This window comes from Phenylobacterium sp. (genome assembly GCF_028290885.1).
Taxonomy (GTDB): domain Bacteria; phylum Pseudomonadota; class Alphaproteobacteria; order Caulobacterales; family Caulobacteraceae; genus Phenylobacterium.
In genome coordinates, this window is the sequence record NZ_JAQGIZ010000207.1 from 14,366 (window position 1) to 28,297 (window position 13,932).

General features: G+C 69.6%; 14 protein-coding genes. 5 read left to right on the forward strand and 9 right to left on the reverse strand.

What is annotated here, in order from left to right:
• Position 1: 1 nt before the first annotated feature.
• The 3 genes from dgcA (at position 2) to JWP28_RS14145 (ending at position 2,806) form a co-directional block, all read left to right on the forward strand.
• Entirely contained in the window at positions 2–982 is a 981-nt protein-coding gene (dgcA, locus tag JWP28_RS14135; RefSeq protein ID WP_299543846.1) for an N-acetyl-D-Glu racemase DgcA, read from the forward strand.
• A gap of 45 nt (positions 983–1,027) precedes the next feature.
• Positions 1,028–1,441, forward strand: coding sequence for a DUF4112 domain-containing protein (locus tag JWP28_RS14140; protein WP_299543847.1), 414 nt, complete (start codon positions 1,028–1,030; stop codon positions 1,439–1,441).
• 75 nt (positions 1,442–1,516) lie between these two features.
• Positions 1,517–2,806: a nucleotide sugar dehydrogenase gene (locus tag JWP28_RS14145; RefSeq protein ID WP_299543848.1), complete on the forward strand. Its 1,290-nt coding sequence runs from the start codon at positions 1,517–1,519 to the stop codon at positions 2,804–2,806.
• Here JWP28_RS14145 and JWP28_RS14150 read toward each other — a convergent pair whose 3' ends face one another.
• From JWP28_RS14150 to JWP28_RS14175, 6 genes are all read right to left on the reverse strand, one after another.
• Positions 2,807–5,059 (reverse strand): xanthine dehydrogenase family protein molybdopterin-binding subunit, encoded by a 2,253-nt coding sequence (locus JWP28_RS14150; RefSeq protein ID WP_299543849.1) that lies wholly within the window; start codon positions 5,057–5,059, stop codon positions 2,807–2,809.
• A gap of 1 nt (position 5,060) precedes the next feature.
• On the reverse strand, positions 5,061–6,053 hold the full coding sequence (locus JWP28_RS14155) for a xanthine dehydrogenase family protein subunit M (RefSeq protein WP_299543850.1): 993 nt from the start codon (positions 6,051–6,053) through the stop codon (positions 5,061–5,063).
• The gene (locus JWP28_RS14160) at positions 6,053–6,514 is read right to left on the reverse strand and encodes a (2Fe-2S)-binding protein (protein WP_299543851.1); all 462 of its coding nucleotides are present in this window, start codon (positions 6,512–6,514) and stop codon (positions 6,053–6,055) included. The genes JWP28_RS14155 and JWP28_RS14160 overlap by 1 nt, the downstream gene beginning before the upstream one ends.
• A gap of 274 nt (positions 6,515–6,788) precedes the next feature.
• Positions 6,789–9,050: a xanthine dehydrogenase family protein molybdopterin-binding subunit gene (locus JWP28_RS14165; protein ID WP_299543852.1), complete on the reverse strand. Its 2,262-nt coding sequence runs from the start codon at positions 9,048–9,050 to the stop codon at positions 6,789–6,791.
• A 1-nt stretch (position 9,051) separates the two neighbouring features.
• A complete protein-coding gene (locus tag JWP28_RS14170) occupies positions 9,052–10,065 on the reverse strand; it encodes a xanthine dehydrogenase family protein subunit M (protein ID WP_299543853.1) in 1,014 nt (337 codons plus the stop codon).
• Positions 10,065–10,676 (reverse strand): (2Fe-2S)-binding protein, encoded by a 612-nt coding sequence (locus JWP28_RS14175; RefSeq protein WP_299543854.1) that lies wholly within the window; start codon positions 10,674–10,676, stop codon positions 10,065–10,067. The genes JWP28_RS14170 and JWP28_RS14175 overlap by 1 nt, the downstream gene beginning before the upstream one ends.
• A 100-nt stretch (positions 10,677–10,776) precedes the next feature.
• Between JWP28_RS14175 and JWP28_RS14180 the strand changes: the two genes are divergently transcribed.
• Positions 10,777–11,550 carry an SDR family oxidoreductase gene (locus tag JWP28_RS14180; RefSeq protein WP_299543855.1) on the forward strand — a complete coding sequence of 258 codons (774 nt, stop codon included), beginning with the start codon at positions 10,777–10,779 and terminating at the stop codon, positions 11,548–11,550.
• A 42-nt stretch (positions 11,551–11,592) separates the two neighbouring features.
• Here JWP28_RS14180 and JWP28_RS14185 read toward each other — a convergent pair whose 3' ends face one another.
• Entirely contained in the window at positions 11,593–11,895 is a 303-nt protein-coding gene (locus tag JWP28_RS14185; protein WP_299543857.1) for a hypothetical protein, read from the reverse strand.
• 297 nt (positions 11,896–12,192) lie between these two features.
• Here JWP28_RS14185 and JWP28_RS14190 point away from each other — a divergent pair, with 297 nt between their 5' ends.
• A complete protein-coding gene (locus tag JWP28_RS14190) occupies positions 12,193–12,591 on the forward strand; it encodes a hypothetical protein (RefSeq protein ID WP_299543858.1) in 399 nt (132 codons plus the stop codon).
• 199 nt (positions 12,592–12,790) lie between these two features.
• Here JWP28_RS14190 and JWP28_RS14195 read toward each other — a convergent pair whose 3' ends face one another.
• Together JWP28_RS14195 and JWP28_RS14200 are read right to left on the reverse strand one after the other, a co-directional pair.
• On the reverse strand, positions 12,791–13,147 hold the full coding sequence (locus JWP28_RS14195) for a GatB/YqeY domain-containing protein (protein WP_299543860.1): 357 nt from the start codon (positions 13,145–13,147) through the stop codon (positions 12,791–12,793).
• Position 13,148: 1 nt separating this feature from the next.
• Entirely contained in the window at positions 13,149–13,517 is a 369-nt protein-coding gene (locus JWP28_RS14200; protein ID WP_366143818.1) for an RES domain-containing protein, read from the reverse strand.
• Positions 13,518–13,932 lie beyond the last annotated feature (415 nt).

The window sequence follows — 13,932 nt, forward strand, 5'->3', positions numbered from 1 at the left end:
CGTGGCGGCGCTCGCCGCCCGGGCCGAACGCTGGCCGCTGGCGGCGGCCTTCGTCATCGCCCGGGGCTCCAAGACCGAGGCCGAAGTGGTCGTCGCCGAGATCGCCGACGGGCCGCACCGCGGCCGCGGCGAGGCCGTGCCCTACGCGCGCTATGGCGAGACGGTCGAAGGGGTGCTCGACCAGATCGAGGGCGTGCGGCGGATCGTGGAAGCCGGCGCGGGCAGGGGGGAACTGCAGGCCCTGCTGCCGCCCGGGGCGGCGCGCAATGCGCTCGACTGCGCGCTCTGGGACTTGGAGGCCAAGCGCGCCGGCGTACGCGCTTGGACGCTCGCCGGCCGCGCGCGGCTCGATCCGGTGAAGACCTGCTTCACGATCAGCCTCGGCCCGCCCGGCGAGATGGCCGAGGCGGCGCGGGCCAACGCGCGCCGCCCGATGCTGAAGCTGAAGATCGGCGGGGCGGACGACCTCGGCGCCGTGGCCGCCGTCCACGCCGCTGCGCCCCGCGCACGGCTGATCGTCGACGCCAACGAGGCGCTGAGCTTCGACGAGCTGCGCCGCCTCGCGCCCGAGCTCGCCCGGCTCGAGGTGAAGCTGCTGGAGCAGCCGCTTGCAGCCGCCGAGGACGCCGCGCTTGAGGGCTATGAGAGCGCGGTCCCGCTGTGCGCCGACGAGAGCCTGCACACTCGCGCGGAACTCGCCGCCTGCGCGCGGCGCTATGGCCTGGTCAACATCAAGCTCGACAAGACGGGCGGCCTCACCGAGGCCCTGGCGCTGGCCGCCGAGGCGCGGGCCATGGGCCTGGGGCTGATGGTCGGCTGCATGGTGGCGACCTCGCTGGCCATGGCGCCGGCGCTGATCCTTGCCCAGGGCGCCGCCTTCGTGGACCTGGACGGACCGCTGCTGCTGACGCGCGACCGCGAGCCCGGGCTCACCATCACCGGCTCGGTCATCGAGCCGCCTTCACCTGACCTGTGGGGCTAGAGGCCTCGGTGGAGCCGGTGGGACGCGAGAAGCGTTGAGGCATCCATGGACGAGACCCCCCGCGAACGCGCCCGCCGCGCCTGGCGCAACGCCGACCGCATCAAGCGGCTCTCCGACAACCTGATCAAGCTCGGGCCGTGGGGCATTGGCCTGGACGGGGTGCTGGCCTGGGTTCCCGCGGCCAACACGATCTATAGCGTCGGGGCAGGGGCCTTGCTGCTCTACGAGGGCGTCAAGGCGGGGGCCGCCCCCTGGACCCTGACGCGGATGGCCGCCTACCTGATCGCCAACAGCGCGATGACCGAGGTCCCGATCGTCGGCTGGGCGATGGATACCCTGTTCCGCGCCCACCTGATGGCGGCCAACGCCCTGCAGAAAGACATCGTGGCGCGGTACGGTCCGGTCGAGGCGACCGTCGATGCGCCGTCCTGGCGGCCGGTCGCGCGCCCGATCCCCTGAGCCGCCGCCCGGGCTTCCCGGACCGGCCCCAAACCGTGCTAGTGACCGCGCGACGTCCACCCGCGCGAGATCCCGATGCCGGCCAACCCGTTCACCCAGACGCCGGCGAAGATCGCGGTGATCGGCCTGGGCTATGTGGGGCTGCCGCTGGCCGTGGCCTTCGCCGCCGAGCACGAGGTGGTGGGGTTCGACATCAAGGCCGGGCGGATCGCCGAGCTGCGCGCCGGCGAGGACCGCACGCTGGAGGTCTCCCCCGACGAGCTGGCGGCGGCGGCGGGCCTGAAGCTCAGCTCCGATCCCAAAGACCTGAAGGCCTGCAACGTCTTCATCGTCACCGTGCCGACGCCCATCGACGCCCACAAGCGGCCGGACCTCTCGGCGCTGATGGCGGCGAGCAAGACGGTGGGCGCGGCGATCGGCAAGGGCGGGGTGGTGATCTACGAGTCGACCGTCTATCCGGGCGCGACGGAAGAGGACTGCGTGCCGGTGGTGGCCGAGGTTTCGGGCCTGACCTTCAACCGCGACTTCTTCGCCGGTTACAGCCCCGAGCGGGCCAATCCGGGTGACCCGACCCACCGCCTCGCCAACATCGTCAAGGTGACGGCCGGGTCGACGCCGGAGGCCGCGGCGTTCGTCGATGCGCTCTATGCCTCGGTGGTCACTGCCGGCACCCACCGGGCGAGCTCCATCCGCGTGGCCGAGGCGGCGAAGGTGATCGAGAACACCCAGCGGGACCTGAACATCGCCCTGATCAACGAATTTTCGCTTATCTTCCAGCGGCTTGGCGTAGATACCTCAGAGGTCTTGGCCGCGGCTAGCACCAAGTGGAACTTCCTCGACTTCCGGCCTGGCCTGGTCGGCGGCCACTGCATCGGGGTCGATCCCTACTACCTGACGCACAAGGCCGAGGCGCTGGGCTACCACCCCGAGGTGATCCTGGCCGGGCGGCGGATCAACGACGGCATGGGCGGCCATGTCGCCCGCGAGCTGGTCAAGGAGATGATCCGGCGCGGGACCTCTGTGAAGGGCGCCCGCGTGCTGGTGATGGGCCTGGCGTTCAAGGAGAACTGTCCGGACCTGCGCAACACCCGGGTGATCGACATCGTCCGGGAGTTGATTGGCTACGAGGCCAGTGTCGACGTCTGGGACCCGTGGATCGACGCGGCCGAGGCGCGCGACGAATACGGCCTCCACCTGATTGGCCAGCCGGAACCGGGCGCATATGACGCCATCGTGCTCGCCGTCGCGCATGACCAGTTCACCGAACTGGGACCAGAGGCGATCCGCGGCTTCGGCGCTGCGAAGTCGGTGTTGTTCGACGTGAAGAGCGTCCTGCCGAAGGCGGCCGCCGACCTGCGGCTCTGATCAGAGCAGTTTTTCGATCCGGATCGGCAGGTCGCGGATGCGCTTGCCGGTGGCGTGGAAGACGGCGTTGGCCAGGGCGGCGTTCATGCCGACGATGCCGATCTCGCCGATGCCCTTGATCCCCAGCGGATTGACCCGCGTGTCCACCTCCGGGACCAGGATCACGTCCACTTGGCCCACGTCGGCGTTCACCGGCACCATGTAGTCGGCGAAGTTGGTGTTGACCAAGCGGGCCGTAGGCAGGTCGATCTCGGTCGCCTCGTGCAGGGCCGAGCCCAGGCCCCAGATCGCCCCGCCCATGAGCTGGCTGCGGGCGGTGAAGGGATTGATGATCGTTCCGGCCGCGAAGGCGCTGACTGCCCGAGGGGTCCGGATTTCCCGCGTTTGCCTATGGATTCGAACCTCGACGAAATGGGCGCCGAAGGCGAAGGCCCTGACGTCCTTGCGTTGCTCGCCGCGCAGAATGGCGTCGGTTCCCTTGTAGAGGTCAGCCAGGGCGGTTGGCGGCAGGCCCTCGGGCAAACTCTCGCCGTGAACCTCCAGCGTGCCGCCGGTGACGCGGGCGAGCGCCTTGGCCAGCGGCTCCCTGCGCCCGCCAGGGCCGACGAGGGCGCGCCCGGCCAGCCTCAAGGTCGCCGGATCTGCGCCGGAGAACGCGCTGTCATTGGCCTGCGCAGCCGCCATGGCCAATCGGCTGCGGACCTCTTCGCAGGCCTTGGCCACGACATTGCAGGTCGAGGCCGCATTGTTCGAGCCGCCGGCCCTGGGCACCGGCGGCAGGTCGCTCTCGCCGGGCTGGACGGTGATGTCATCGACCTGCAGGCCCAAGCGGTCGGCGGCGACGACCGCGACCGTCGTGTAGGCGCCGGTGCCGATCTCGTGGGCCGCCATCTGGACCGTCGCCTTGCCCGTCGGCGTGAGCGAGATGCGCACCGTGGCCGAGCCGATGTTGGAGGGGTATGTCGAGGCGGCGCAGCCCCAGCCGATCAGCCAGTCGCCTTCACGCATCGAGCCGGGCGCCGGCGTGCGCCTGCTCCAGCCGAACCTGGCCGCGGCGGCGTCGAGGCACTTCATCAGCGAGCGGCTGGAAAACGCCATGCCCAGGATGGGGTCGACCTGGGTGTCGTTGATCCGCCGAAGCTCGATAGGGTCCATGTTCAGCGCGTAGGCGAGCTCGTCTATCGCACTCTCGAGGGCGAACATGTAGGGCGTGGTGGGCGGCCCCCGCATGTAGCCAGCCGTGCTGCGGTCGACATGCACGACGTTGATCGCCGTCGTCACGTTCGGACAAGCGTACACCAGCGCCGTACACTGCGTGCCGGACACGGTGTAGCTGGACGGCCGGGAGGCGACCTCCCAACCCTCGTGTACGAGGGCCGTGAGCTTGCCGTCGCGGGTCGCGCCGAGCTGGACATGGTGCCGGGTCTCCGCGCGATAGGTCGTGGTGGTGAAGCCCTGGGGTCGGGTGGCGACCAGCTTGACCGGCCGGCGCAGTCGCTTGGCGGCGAGCGCGATCCAGGCCGTGCGCGGGTTGGCTGGGCCTTTTGAGCCGAAGCCCCCGCCGCAGTAGTGCGACACCGTCAAGACCGTGGACGGATCGATGCTCAGTTGCCGGGCCACGCTGCCCCGCAGGCCATATATGTTCTGGGTGGCTTCGTAGACGGTCAGCTTGGCGCCGTCCCAGACGCAGGTCGTGGCGAAGAGCTCCATCGGATTGTGATGCTGCGTGGGCGTCGAATAGCGCTCGTCGATCTTGACCGGAGCCGAGGCGAAGGCGGCGGCGGCGTCGCCGACCTTTGGGTCGTTTTCCACCTTGCGCTGGGCGTCAGCGCCCGGGCTATCGAAGGTCGCGCTGGGCTTCTCGACGTCGTAGTCGACGACGACCTTGTAGGCGGCTTCGCGCGCGGCCTCGTAGGTCTCCGCGAGCACCACCGCGACGATCTGGCCGTCGCTCCAGACCCGGTCGCCATCCATCGAGGTGGTGGTTGCCTTCCCGTCCGGACCGAGCAGCGGCTGCACCTGACCGTTGACGTTCTGATGGTTGAGGATGTCGAGCACGCCCGGGGTTGCGCGGGCCGCATCGAGATTCATGCCGCGGACGCGCCCTTTGGCGATCGCGCTGGTCACCAGGTAGGCGTAGGCGGGGTGGAGGACGGGCTCGTCCGAGGGATAGCGCGCCACGCCTGTGACCTTGATCTTCCCGTCGACGCGGACGGCGGGCTTGCCGATCAGGCGTCCTGCGTCGTCGGCCATCTCAGACCTCCATCGTCCGGGCTTGCAGCAAGGCGCGCACCAGGGTGCGGCGGCCCAGCTCCGGCTTGAACTTGAGCTCCCCGCGGGTGACGGCGTTCGCAAAGGCCGCATCCGCCGCGGCGCGCGCCGTGTCCTCGGTGAGGGGCTTGCCGCGCAGCTGCGCCTCAGCCTCCGGCGAGCGCCAGGGCTTGGCGGCGACGCCGCCCAGGCCGATCCGCGCCTCGCGGACCACGCCGCCGTCCAGGTCCAGAGCGACGGCGGCGGAGGCGATCGCGAACTCGTAGGACTGACGATCACGGATCTTCAGGTAGAGCGAGCGGCGGGTCCAGGGGCCGGCCGGCACGCTGAAGCCGGTGATCAGCTCGCCGGGCTTCAGGTTGGTCTCGATGTGCGGCGTATCGCCGGGCAGGCGGTGCAGGTCCTCGAAGGGGATCACCCGGCGGCCGCCGGGACCCTCGATGTCCACCGTCGCGCTGAGCGCCGCCAAGGCGACGGCGAAGTCGCCGGGGTAGTTTGCGATGCATTGGCCGCTGACGCCGAGCACGGCCAGCTTGCGGTTCGGGCTTTCCAGCGCCTGGCAACCGGAGCCGGGGTTGCGCTTGTTGCAGGCGCTCCAGCTCACGTCGCGGAAGTAGTTGCAGCGGGTGCGCTGCAGGACGTTGCCGCCCAGGCTGGCCATGTTGCGGAGTTGCTGGCTGGCGGCGAGATAAAGGGACTCGGCGATCACCGGGTAGTCGCGGCGGACGGAGGGGTTATCGGCGACGTCGGACATGCGGGCGAGGGCGCCCAACCGCAGGCGCTGGGGTTCCGCGAGGATCTCGCCGTGCTCGCGGGCCAACGCATTTATGTCGACGAGCGTCGTTGGGCGCATGACGTCGAGCTTCATCAGGTCAACGAGGGTCGTGCCTCCGGCGAGGTAGTGGACGCCCTCGGCCCCGCCGGCCCGCAGGGCTCCGGCACGGTCGGCGGCGTGTTCGTAGTGGAACGGGCGCATCAGGCGTGGCTCATCATTGGCGCGGCCTCGCGGACGGCCGCCACGATGTTCGGATAGGCCGCGCAACGGCAGAGGTTGCCGCTCATGTATTCGCGAATCTGGTCGTCACTGGTGGCGTGACCCTCCCGGACGCAGGCCACGGCCGACATGATCTGGCCCGGCGTGCAGTAGCCGCACTGGAAGGCGTCGTGCTTGACGAAGGCGGCCTGCATTGGGTGCAGCGCCTCGCCATTGGCCAGACCCTCGATGGTGGTGACAGGCCGCCCCTGGACGGCCGCCGCCAGCGTCAGGCAGCCCAGCACCCGCCGGCCGTCGACGTGAACCGTGCAGGCCCCGCACTGGCCCTGGTCGCAGCCTTTCTTGGAGCCGGTCAGGCCGACATGTTCGCGTAGCGCGTCCAGCAGGGTGGTGCGCGGGTCGAGCGAGAGGCGGTGGTCCCGCCCGTTGATCGTCAGGGTCATGTCCATTTTCGAGGAGCTTCCGGCCTTGCGGGCGACTGGCGCGGCGGACGCAGCGAGGGGCAGGGCGGCGGCGCCTGTCACGCCGGCCAGGAGGCCACGCCGGCTTGGGCCAGACCGCGAAATCTGCTCGTCCGCCATGGCGCCGTCTCCCGTCGCTCGCTTGGCGGGACAATCCAGGAACCTAGGCCGGAGTTCCGTTAGGGCGTCAGGTCGGGCGCGACTGTTCGACGTGAAGAGCATCCTGCCGAAGGCGGCTGCCGACCTGCGGCTCTGATCAGAGCAGTTTTTCGATCCGGATCGGCAGGTCGCGGATGCGCTTGCCGGTGGCGTGGAAGACGGCGTTGGCGACCGCGGCGTTCATGCCGACGATGCCGATCTCGCCGATGCCCTTGATCCCCAGCGGATTCACCCGATCGTCCGTCTCCGGAACGATGATCACCTCGATGTCGGGTATGTCTGCGTTCACCGGGATGAGATAGTCGGCCAGGTTGTCATTCACGTAGCGCGCGACGCGGCGATCGATCTCGGTTGACTCCATCAGGGCCGCCGACAGACCCCAGATCGTCCCGCCCATGAACTGGCTGCGAGCGGTCAGGGGATTGACGATCGTGCCGGCGGAAAAGGCGCTCACCACCCTGGGCGTACGGATTTCCCGGGTGAGGCGATGTACACGGACTTCGACGAAGTGGGCGCCGAACGCGAAGGCCGCGACGTCCCTCCGGCCCGTGCCGCGCAGCATCTGGGCCTGGCCCTTATAGAGACCCTCGAGGGCGGAAGGTGGCAGACCCTCGGGGAGGTTCTCGGCGTGGATCTCCAGAGCGCCGGCCGTGACCCGCCCCAGGGCCTTGGCCAGAGGTTCCGAGCGGCCGTCGGGTCCGGTGAGCGATCCGCCAGCCAGGCGAAGCGCCGCTGGCTCGACGCCGTGGAACGCGCCCGCCGGATCGTTCGCGGCCGCCTGGGCGATGCGCCGGCGCGCCTCCTCGCAGACCTTGACCACGGCGTTCGCTGTGGAGGCGGCGTTGTTGGAGCCGCCGGCGATGGTCACCGGCGGAAGTTCGCTATCGCCCATCAGCACCCTGACGTCCTCTATCCGGAGCCCGAGCGAGTGCGCGGCCGTGATCGCCACGACCGTATAGGCGCCGGTGCCGATTTCATGCCCCGCGAGGCCGACGGTGGCGCCGTGCGGCGTCAGCGTGAGGCGCGCGGCCGCCGGACCGATGTTGGAGGGATAGGTTGCGGTGGCGCAGCCCCAGCCCACCAGCCAGTCACCGTCCCGCATGGAGCCCGGGCGGCGGTCGCGCCGACGCCAGCCGAAGCGCTCGGCGGCCTGGTCGAAGCATGCCATCAGCGATCGGCTGGAGAACGGCCGGCCGTCGATCGGGTCCACCCGCGTGTCGTTGACCCGGCGCAGTTCCACCGGATCCATGCCGAGTTCGTGGGCCAGTTCGTCCATCGCGCTTTCCAGGGCGAACATGTAGGGCGTGTCGGGCGGCGCCCGCATGAAGCCGGGCGTGTTGCGGTCGGCGTGGACCACATGCACGTTCGTCGAGACATTGGGACAGGCGTACATACGGGCCGTGGTTTCGGTGCCCGCCACGTTGTAGCCGGAGGGCCGGGAAGTGATCTCCCAGCCGTCGTGGGTGAGGGCCGTGAGCCGGCCGTCGCGCGAAGCGCCCAACCGCACCCGCTGGCGGGTCTCGGCCCGGTAGGTGGCGATGGTGAAGCCCTGGTCCCGCGTCGCCACCAGCTTCACCGGGCGGCCCAGCCGGCGCGCCGCGATGGCGATCCAGGCGGTTCGCGAGCTAACCGTGCCCTTGGACCCGAACGCGCCGCCGACGAAGCGCGAGACCGTGCGGACCTGCGCGGGGTCGATGCCCAGCTGCTTCGCCACGGTCGCCTTGAGCCCATACATCGACTGCGTCGGCTCATAGATCGTCAGGTGTGGCCCCTCCCATACGCAGGTGGTGGTGAAGAGCTCGATGGGATTGTGGTGCTGGGTGGGCGTGGAGTAGCGGGCGTCGATCCTGACCTCGGCGGCGGCGAACGCGGCGGACGCGTCGCCGACCTTCGGGTCGGTCTTTTCGGCGCTCGTCTTGTGTGGCTCCTCGGTGACGCCCGGACTGTCGAAGCTGGCGCTGGGCTTCTCGCCGGCATAGCTCACCTCGACGCGGTGGGCGGCTTCGCGCGCCGCCTCGTAGGTCTCGGCGATGACGACCGCGACGATCTGTCCGTCGTGCCAGACCTTGTCGCTTTCCATTGTAGTCGTGGTCTGGTCGCCCCCCATCTGAGGTGGCGTGCCCGCGTGGCCGCCGACGTTCTCGTGAGTGAGGATCTCCAGGACCCCCGGCACGGAGCGGGCCGCCTCCAGGTCGAACGACCGGATGCGGCCTCGCGCCACGGAACTGGTGACCAGATAGGCGAAGGCCGGGTTGGAGACCGGCTCATCGGAGGCGTAGCGCGCGGCGCCGGTGACCTTGGCCACGCCGTCGACGCGGGGCGTGGGCGTTCCGAACAAGCCTGAGGCGTCGTCCGCCATCTCAGACCTCCATCGCCTTGGCCTGCAGCAGGGCGCGGACGAGGGTGCGCCGGCCGAGCTCGGGCTTGTAGTCGTTGTCCCCGTGGGTCACCGCCCCTGCCAGGGCGGCGTGAGCGGCGTCACGCGCGGTCTCCTCCGTCAGCGGCTTGCCGACCAGCGCGTCCTCGGCTTCCCGCGCCCGCCAGGGTCGGTAGGCCAAGCCGCCAAGGCCGATGCGCGCGCCGCGAACGACGTCCCCGTCAAGGTCCAGCGCCACCGCGGCGGAGGCGATGGCGAACTCATAGGACTCCCGGTCGCGCACCTTCAGGTAGAGCGAACGGCGCGTCCAGGGGCCGGCCGGCACGATGAAGGCGGTGATCACATCGCCTGGGTTGAGCATGGTCTCCAGGTCGGGGCGGCCGTCCACGGGCCGGTGGAGGTCGGCGAAGGCGATAGGTCGCTGACTCTGGCCCTCATTGACGATCACCTGCGAATCGAGCGCCACGAGGGCGACGCCCAGGTCGCCGGGATACTGGGCGATACAGCTTCGGTCGACACCGAGCACCGCGTGGTTGCGATTGAAGCCTTCGAGGGCCGCGCAGCCGGAGCCGGGATTACGCTTGTTGCACTCCGTCCAGCTGGGATCGCGGTAATACGGGCAGCGGGTCTTCTGCAGGACGTTGCCGCCGAGGGTGGCCATGTTGCGCAGCTGGGCGCTGGCGGCCAGCTGCAGCGACTGGGCGATGACGGGGTAGGAAGCCTGGACCGCGCGGTCGCCGGCCACATCGGACATCGACGCCAGCGCGCCGAGCCGAAGGCCCTGGGGCGCGACTTCGATCCCGCCGTGCCGCTCGCGCAGGCGATTGATGTCCACGAGCCGGGCCGGACGCAGGACATCGAGCTTCATCAGGTCGACCAGGGTCGTGCCACCGGCGAGGAACTGCGCGGGCGCATCACACTGGCCGCGCCCGGTCTCCGCCCCCAGGCGCGACGCCTCCGCCAGGCTGGAGGCGCGCTGATAGGCGAAGGGGCGCATCAGGCGCGCTCCATCCGGGTGCGGGCCTGCCTGATGGCGGCGACGATGTTCGGATAGGCGGCGCACCGGCAGAGATTGCCGCTCATATACTCCCGGATCTCGGCGTCGGTGCGGGCGTGTCCTTCGTGGACGCAGGCGACCGCCGACAGGATCTGCCCCGGCGTGCAATAGCCGCACTGGAACGCGTCGTGGTCGATGAAGGCCTGCTGCATGGGATGCAGGGCGCCATCCGCCGGGGCGAGCCCCTCGATGGTGGTGATCCGCCGGCCCGCCGCCGCCACGGCCAGCGTGAGGCACGACAGCACGCGCTGGCCGTCGATATGGACCGTACAGGCGCCGCACTGGCCCTGGTCGCAGCCCTTCTTCGATCCGGTGAGATGGAGATGCTCGCGAAGGGCGTCGAGCAGTGCGGTGCGTGGGTCGAGGTTCAGGCGATGGTCGCGGCCGTTGACGTTGAGGCTGACATCGACCCGCTCGTACACGGGCGGGGCGGCGGAGGGTGCGGGCCGTTGACCGGCGATGGTCTCGGCCATGGACGGCGTTGCCGCAGCGGCGGCGATGGCGAAGACGGCCCGGCGGCTCGGGCCCTGCTGGCGGAGGGCGTTTGGCAAGGGTGAGGCTCCTGCTCTGGCGCTCACAGGAAAGGCCCCAGGACGGAGGACGGTTCCGCGCGGGTCGACGTCCGCACGATCGGCCAGTAAGTTCGCTCGCATGACCCTGCTCGACCGTTTCCGCCTCGATGGCGAGGCCGCCCTGATCACTGGCGGCGGGGCGGGCATCGGGGCGGGAATCGCCCGCGGTTTCGCCGAGGCCGGCGCCGATATCGCCGTCGTCGCCCGCTCGCCCGACGCGCTTGCCGCGGTCAGGGCCGACGTCGAGGCGCTGGGTCGCCGGTGTGCGACCATTCCCATGGACGTCACCGAGCGCGGCGCGCCAAGGGAGATCGCCCGGGCGGCGCGCGAAGCCCTGGGCCGGTTGACCGTGCTGGTCAACAATGTCGGGGGCTTGGGCGGCGCCGACGTTATCCACGGCGCCATGGACACGCCCGAGGACGTCTTTCGCCGGCAGCTGGATGTCAATCTGACCAGCGTCCTGCTGATGAGCCAGGCGGCGGCCCCACTGATGACCGACGGTGGCGCGATCATCAACATGTCGTCGATCATGGCCTACAAGCCGGCGGGAGGCAGCGCCGGTTACATCGCCTCCAAGGCCGCCATGAACAACCTGACCCTCATGCTGGCGCAGGAACTAGCCCCCAGGATCCGGGTCAACGGCATCGCGCCGGGCCCGATTCTCACCGAGGCGCTTAAAGGCCCGCTGAAGCTCGAGACCGAAGAGGACTTCGCGCGCATCGCCAAGGAGTGGGGAGTCTGGGTGCAGCGCCTTGGAACGCCCGAGGACGTCGCGGCGATGGCGCTGCTCCTGGCCTCGAAGGCCGGCGGCTTCATCACCGGCCAGACTTTCATCGTGGCCGGAGGGATGTAGACAGCCTGAGGGCCGCTCCCGCGGAGCGGCCCTCAGCTTCCGCTAGTGATACCAGCGGCAGACACGGTGATGGTGGCGCCAGGAGCACGAGCGGCGACCATTTCGGTGATCACGGTAGCCGCTGTCCATGCGGCCGCCGCGATCGCCCATCTGATCCCCACCCCGGTGATCGCGGTTGTCCTGGTATTGCTGTCCGCCGCTATATCCCGGGCGCTGATCCTGGTGGTAGCCTTGGTTCTGCTGGTAGCCGCCCGGCTGATCGGGGCGGGGCTGGTCGGTCTGGGCCGAGGCCGCGCCCGCGACCAGGAGCGACAGCGCCAAGGCGCCGGCGAACAGATGTCTCATGGTATCTCTCCGTATGGACGCGAAATTGCGCCCGCGCTCCTAGAACATTATCGAACATGAGCGCGACGTGAACGAAACTCCCGGAGCCTCGGTTGGTTTCATATTGAGCTATAAGTCGCTCGGTTTTCCGCGAAGCGTACCTTATATTCTTCCGGCACGGAATTAATACATGAACGGTTGATAACAGATTGCCTCAGCATCGGTTCATGGCGGTGGGCGCAGGGTGCGGGCCTGATGAGAGGCAGGCCTCCCGCCGCCCCTCATTGTCGGGCTTGTCCGACTGAAGGAGTATGAACCATGAAGAAGCTGGTGATGGGGATTGCGGGCCTGGCGATGCTGGCCGCGCCGCTGGCGGCTTCCGCACAATCCTACGGCCACGGCCGCGATGGCGGCGGCTGGGGCCGCGGCGGTGACCACGGCGGTTACGGACGTGGCGATTATGGGCGCGGCGATTATGGGCGCGGCGGCTATGAGCGGGACGAGGGCAATGGTGGCGCGATAGTCGCGGGCATCGCCGGCCTCGCGCTCGGCGCGGCGCTCTCGGATCGTGGCGACTACGGCTACGCGCCTAGTTACGGCTACGCTCCGGCCTATGACTACGGCTACGCCTACGCGCCGCGCTGCTTCTGGCAGAACCAGCCCTACCGGACCTACTACGGCGGCGTCGCCTACCGGCAGGTCCAGGTCTGTCGCTGACGATATGGGGCCGGCCGCGCGAACCGTGCGGCCGGCAAGTCCCAACTCGGCGGACCTTCCTGATTTGCAAGGCCTGCATTCCCCACCTCAAGCGGGCCGCCAATCCGCATCCGCGTCGACGCGACCCGCGACCTCGGCTGCGGCGACCCTATGATCTCGCAGGACTTTCCCGCCCCCCGGGTCGCCTGAAGGCGGTCCGTCAGGAATTGTCCGGACCGTAGCGCGCCAGCACCCTCGCCTCCGCCCGCAGGCGATCGGCGGCCTCGTGGTGGCCGCCCCGCTCATAATCGGCGATCGAGGCCTCGCGTTCGGCGACCTCCGCCGCGACGAGCCCCTCGACCTCGCCGGCCGACAACGCCCGCCGAGGCACGTCGCCCGAACGGCCGTAGACGGGCGTGTTGCGCCCGGTTGTGGCGACGGCTCCAGCATTGTCGAGCGCGGAAAAGAGGGACCTGAGGGCAGAGATCTCATGGGCGTCGCGAGCCTTCAGCGCGAGCTGAAGGTCGCCGGCCACACGCGCCCTCAAGGACTGCGCCGCGTCGTCGGGTTCGGACATTTCACCCTGTCTCCCACGAACGGCCTTCGCGAGAGAGCCGCGCCTCGTCATCGATCACCGTCACCTTGTACGGCGGGGCGTCCGACCATTTCCAGAACACCAGATTACGGTCGGCCGGACCGGTTCCCGGCGCGAAGCTGGGCGCCACCAGCGCGGCGGCGCCGGACGCGATCAGTGCTCCGGCGACCCGCCAAGACGGAGGCTCGATTCCGCGCGACGCCAGATCTTCCCAGGGGCAGGCGAGGTCGGCGTGGGTGACGCCATGCCCGCTTCGCGTGTCCACGTCGGCGAGGTCGATCACGTCGGCGCAGTCGACCTCATAGGCGCGGATCGTCAGGGGCGAAGGCCCAGCGGGGATTGTGGGCGCGATAGACGATCCCGGCGAACCTCAAGCGTAGCCGCCGACCGCGATCCGATCGAGGGGTCCGCGGCAGCAAGGCGCGCCGTGGAGTCGGAACCCACCTGGATCATCCGGACCGAGCGGGAGACCGCGTCACCCCCGCACGCCCACTGCGCGCGCCGACCGAAACGCCGTGGCGCTCGCCACCGTTAACGACCGTAGATACGGTGGTGGGCGACCTGCGGACGCGGCGGCCTGTTCTGGATTCCGCTGGCAGGTTTTGGCAGGTTTTGGCTGGCGCCGGGCAGGTGGAGTGCCCCCCCTCTGGTGAGACAGATTAAATTGCCACAGTGGTTGTTGTAGCAGCCGCCCGCGCTCCGCGCGGGCGGCGGGCTGTGGATAGTGTGGATAAGTTTGTGTGCTTGGCTTCGAACTCCTCTGGCGA

What these genes read in the sequence shown, in the direction of transcription:
- JWP28_RS14185 (WP_299543857.1), bottom strand. Translation starts at nt 11,895, where the DNA reads ATGAGACATCTGTTCGCCGGCGCCTTGGCGCTGTCGCTCCTGGTCGCG.
- JWP28_RS14195 (WP_299543860.1), bottom strand. Translation starts at nt 13,147, where the DNA reads ATGTCCGAACCCGACGACGCGGCGCAGTCCTTGAGGGCGCGTGTGGCC.
- JWP28_RS14170 (WP_299543853.1), bottom strand. Translation starts at nt 10,065, where the DNA reads ATGCGCCCCTTCGCCTATCAGCGCGCCTCCAGCCTGGCGGAGGCGTCG.
- JWP28_RS14155 (WP_299543850.1), bottom strand. Translation starts at nt 6,053, where the DNA reads ATGCGCCCGTTCCACTACGAACACGCCGCCGACCGTGCCGGAGCCCTG.
- JWP28_RS14145 (WP_299543848.1), top strand. Translation starts at nt 1,517, where the DNA reads ATGCCGGCCAACCCGTTCACCCAGACGCCGGCGAAGATCGCGGTGATC.
- JWP28_RS14160 (WP_299543851.1), bottom strand. Translation starts at nt 6,514, where the DNA reads ATGACCCTGACGATCAACGGGCGGGACCACCGCCTCTCGCTCGACCCG.
- JWP28_RS14180 (WP_299543855.1), top strand. Translation starts at nt 10,777, where the DNA reads ATGACCCTGCTCGACCGTTTCCGCCTCGATGGCGAGGCCGCCCTGATC.
- JWP28_RS14190 (WP_299543858.1), top strand. Translation starts at nt 12,193, where the DNA reads ATGAAGAAGCTGGTGATGGGGATTGCGGGCCTGGCGATGCTGGCCGCG.
- JWP28_RS14150 (WP_299543849.1), bottom strand. Translation starts at nt 5,059, where the DNA reads ATGGCCGACGACGCAGGACGCCTGATCGGCAAGCCCGCCGTCCGCGTC.
- JWP28_RS14140 (WP_299543847.1), top strand. Translation starts at nt 1,028, where the DNA reads ATGGACGAGACCCCCCGCGAACGCGCCCGCCGCGCCTGGCGCAACGCC.
- JWP28_RS14165 (WP_299543852.1), bottom strand. Translation starts at nt 9,050, where the DNA reads ATGGCGGACGACGCCTCAGGCTTGTTCGGAACGCCCACGCCCCGCGTC.